At 66.9% G+C, this 3,778-nt stretch carries 5 protein-coding genes; 3 read left to right on the forward strand and 2 right to left on the reverse strand.

Annotated elements, in window-relative coordinates:
* Window positions 1–562: hypothetical protein (locus HJC40_RS44900; RefSeq protein ID WP_250009996.1), on the forward strand; the 562-nt coding region annotated here is incomplete at its 5' end.
* A 131-nt stretch (window positions 563–693) separates the two neighbouring features.
* Here HJC40_RS44900 and HJC40_RS44905 read toward each other — a convergent pair.
* Window positions 694–1,290, reverse strand: coding sequence for a TetR/AcrR family transcriptional regulator (locus HJC40_RS44905; protein ID WP_250009997.1), 597 nt, complete (start codon window positions 1,288–1,290; stop codon window positions 694–696).
* 90 nt (window positions 1,291–1,380) lie between these two features.
* On the opposite strand from HJC40_RS44905, the gene HJC40_RS44910 reads away from it, so the two are divergent.
* A complete protein-coding gene (locus tag HJC40_RS44910) occupies window positions 1,381–2,352 on the forward strand; it encodes an aldo/keto reductase (RefSeq protein ID WP_250009998.1) in 972 nt (323 codons plus the stop codon).
* 257 nt (window positions 2,353–2,609) lie between these two features.
* Here HJC40_RS44910 and HJC40_RS44915 read toward each other — a convergent pair whose 3' ends face one another.
* Complete coding sequence (locus HJC40_RS44915; RefSeq protein WP_250010000.1) at window positions 2,610–2,972, reverse strand: hypothetical protein; 363 nt, start codon at window positions 2,970–2,972, stop codon at window positions 2,610–2,612.
* A gap of 265 nt (window positions 2,973–3,237) precedes the next feature.
* Between HJC40_RS44915 and HJC40_RS44920 the strand changes: the two genes are divergently transcribed.
* On the forward strand, window positions 3,238–3,612 hold the full coding sequence (locus HJC40_RS44920) for a hypothetical protein (protein ID WP_250010001.1): 375 nt from the start codon (window positions 3,238–3,240) through the stop codon (window positions 3,610–3,612).
* The last annotated feature ends 166 nt before the right edge of the window (window positions 3,613–3,778 follow it).

Raw genomic sequence — 3,778 nt, forward strand, 5'->3', positions numbered from 1 at the left:
TCTGGCGCTGGGCACCGGACCACACGCCGCCAACGACGTCGCGGTCGACCGCAACGGCAACGCCTACGTCACCGACACCTTCGGCGGCACGGTGTTCAAGATCGACACAGCCGGGAAAGTCACCGGCAAGTTCCACAGCCCACTGTTCGCGACCACGTCGAGCGGCGTCAATGGAATCGTCGTGCACCCGAACGGGTACCTGCTGGTCGGCAAGTACGACAGCGGGCAGGTGCTGCGGGTCGGGCTGGACGGCAGCGGGATCCGGCCGGTCGAACTCGACCAGCTCGCCCCCGGCGCCGACGGGCTCGTCCTGCGCCGCGACGGCTCCCTGGCCATCGTCACCAACACGCTCAACAACCCGGCCGGCACCAGCGCGGTGAAGGTTCTGCGGTCGAGTGACGGGTGGCGCACCGCGACCACAACCCGGCTGGTGCCGTGGCCGGATCCCACGCCCACCACCGCCGCGGACACCCCCCGCGGCTTGGTTGTGCTCGACGCGCGGCTGGATCTGACCATCACCGGTGACTTCAGCCTCGACGAGTTCGTACTCCGTCGCTGGTAAGTCGCGGCGCTCGGCCGACTCGGTGCGCTCACCGAGCCGGCCTCAGCCGGGACGGCCCGGCTCCGAACTGCCGCATGACGCGCGTTCATCCGCCAAGCCTGGCAACGAGCAGCCGCGACCGGGCGTGGACGTCACACCATGAACGAGGTGACGTAGGCGAGGGCAGCATTCATCGATGCCCGCATCGGCGCTGACGTTCGGAGGGTGTTGCTCAGGAGACTGCCGCCCTGCAGCGCGGTGAGCAGCGCCATGGACAATTCGTCGAGGTCGGTGTCGGGGCGCAGGTCGCCTCGTTCCCGCATGGCCCGCAGGCCATCGTGCAGTAACGTCTGCCAACGCAGGAAGACGTTGCACAGGTCCTCGCGGGCCTCTTCGTCGGTGGGGCTCAGTTCACCCGCCAACAGCGTCAAGGTGCAGTCGCCGCGGCCGTTGTTCCTGTCCTGGTGCTCGATGGCGGCGTCGGCCCATGCCCGCAGGGCGTCGAAGCTGTCCAGAACGCCCATGATCGGCTCGCCGGGGATCAGCGGCGCCTCGGCCTGGCGAGTGATGACCGCCCTGATGAGGGCCTGCTTGCTGTCGAAGTAGTGGTAGAGCTGCGACCCGCTGATGCCGGCCGCCTTGCGCACGTCCTCGGTGCCGGTGCCGGCCACGCCACGCTGGGCGATCAGATCGGTCGCCGCTTCGAGGATGCGTTCTCTGGTCGCCTGCCCTTTGCGAGTCAATGTCACATCCTCATTCTAACGGATTGGGTTGCACGGCCCAAAGATCCGGAGTAAAAATGGGTTACTCAACCCATAAATACACCACGGAGGAATGCCATGCGAACGGCGAAACTCGGCAACCTTGAGGTTGCCCGCATCGGCCTGGGCGCGATGGGCATGTCGCACGGTTACAGCGGCGCCGGCAGCGACGACGACGAATCCATCCGCACTCTCCACCGGGCGATCGACCTCGGCGTGAACCTCATCGACACCGCCGAGGTGTACGGCCCGTACATCAACGAGGAGCTCGTCGGCCGAGCACTGCAGGGCCGCCGGGATCAGGTCATTCTGGCCACCAAGTTCGGCCTGATTCCGTACGCCGGAAGTCGCCCAGGCAGCCCGGACAGCATTCGCGTCGCGGTCGAGGGCTCGCTGAAGCGCCTCCGCACGGACCACATCGACCTCTACTACCAGCACCGGACGGACCCGGGCACGCCGATCGAGGACACCATGGGCGCCCTCGCCGATCTCGTCCGGCAAGGCAAGATCCGGTACGCGGGCCTGTCCGAAGCCGGGGCCGACACCATCCGGCGAGCCCACGCCGTGCACCCTGTCACCGCTCTGCAGTCAGAGTATTCGCTCTGGTCCCGTGACCAGGAGCAGATCCTTCCCGTACTCCGCGAGCTCGGCATCGGCCTGGTCGCGTACTCCCCACTCGGTCGCGGTTTCCTCGCCGGGTCCCTGCGCTCGCCGGCTGACCTGGAAAAGCTGGACGACGGCGACTTCCGCAAGTCCCTCCCGCGCTTCACGGGAGAGAACTTCCGCCGCAACGTGCGCCTCGCCGACCAGGTACAGGCTCTGGCTGACCAGATAGGGGCCACCTCGGCCCAGGTTGCTCTGGCCTGGCTGCTCGCCCAGGGGGAGGACATCGTCCCCATCCCCGGCACCAAGCGCGTCACCCGGGTGGAGGAGAACACCGCCGCGGACGCCGTCGAACTGACGGCCGAACAAGTCGCCGCCCTCACCGCACTGCCGCCCGCCGCGGGCGGTCGCCATACCGAGAACCAGATGCAGATGATGGGTCACTGAACCTCTCAGCAAGCGTTCGGAGAGAGGCGCCGGCCGTGGCTTCGTTCGCGAAATGGGCGTCAGATGTTCGCGAGTTTCGGGCGCCACGTTGCCGGCGCCGCGAGCCGAGATACTCGTGAGAACCGTTGCCACTGGTGGATTTCCATCGCCAGGCCGCGCCACCGGAGCTAGTTCACCGTCTGCACAGACGATCATGAAACGACCGGTGTGCTGGGTGCGCTGATCTGCCGATGAGTAAGCTGCCCAGACCGAGCCGGTCAGAAATCCTCCGGCCCGATTCCGAGCTCCGAAAGCGTCTCTTGGCGCGCTTCCTCCGGTAGCCACTCAACGGTGTAGCGCCCACCGTGCGCGTCATCCTGCTCCTGGGAGAAGGTCCCCGATATCATTTCACCCACCACGGTCCACGGCGGGTAGTCCTCGTCGAGGGGCTCGCGATCCCCGTCGGCCCACACGACAATGAGCCAGACCCACCACTGACGACGGAGGGAAAAGCTCAAGGGCGCCCAGAACGTGCCAACCTGCGTCGCCACATGGCCGGCCACTTCGCCGTCCCGCCGCAAAACCGCCACCCCACCTCGAAACGGGTCCAGATCGGGGTCAGGGTCGGGACGTTTCAGCATCCATCCATGATTCCAGCCTCGTGCTTGGAACCTCAGGATCTGCGGCGGACAAAGCGCTTCCTGCCTCCCCGGCGCCTAGAGCGTGCGTGAGACTCGGACTGAGTGCGGGCTTCGGAGGCCCAACCGGGGGTTGCGGCCACATCCGCGAGATCCCGCCGGTGCCGAAACTCAGGAACATCTGGTCCCGGAACTCGGCTCTGGCGCACAAAGCGTTATAGGTGAATCTCGATGTTGGCGTTAACCGGCACGGACTACGATCTGCGGCATGCATCCCGATGTCGTCGCGGAACAGGCTCAGCCAGGATTGGCCGTTTCCGGCGGCGCGGCGCTGCACCGTGCGGCAACCGGGCTCGGTGTCTCGGCCGCGATGTTCGCCTTGGTGGGCTTGGTGTGGCGCGAAGGGCTGGAGGGGGCCTTTCCGCTTCTCCTTGGTGGGTCCTTGCTGTGGCTCCACGAGTCGGACGACCGCCATCACACGTCAGCGGCCTTGGCGGCCGGAGCGGTCGCGCTCGCCGTCGTGGTGGGCGTAGCCGTGCTTTTCCGGCACGCGCCCACTGACTTCTCGCACGATGTGGCAGGTGCTGCTGTGGGCGCGATGGCCGGGAGCCAGGTCTACGCAGCCGTCACCCGACGCGCCTGACGGGCGCCCACCGACGCGCGGCGCCGTCGCCTGGCCGGTAGGCCGTCGGTAGGCCGGCAGTGCCTCATTGAACAGTCATGACAACCATGATCGATCACGCAGTTCGCGACGACCAAGCCTGAAGCTTGCCTCATCCTTCACGTACGGCCAACATGGCACGGCGGTG

The sequence above is a fragment of the Actinoplanes sp. M2I2 genome, from assembly GCF_023544445.1.
In the GTDB taxonomy this organism is placed as follows: domain Bacteria; phylum Actinomycetota; class Actinomycetes; order Mycobacteriales; family Micromonosporaceae; genus Actinoplanes.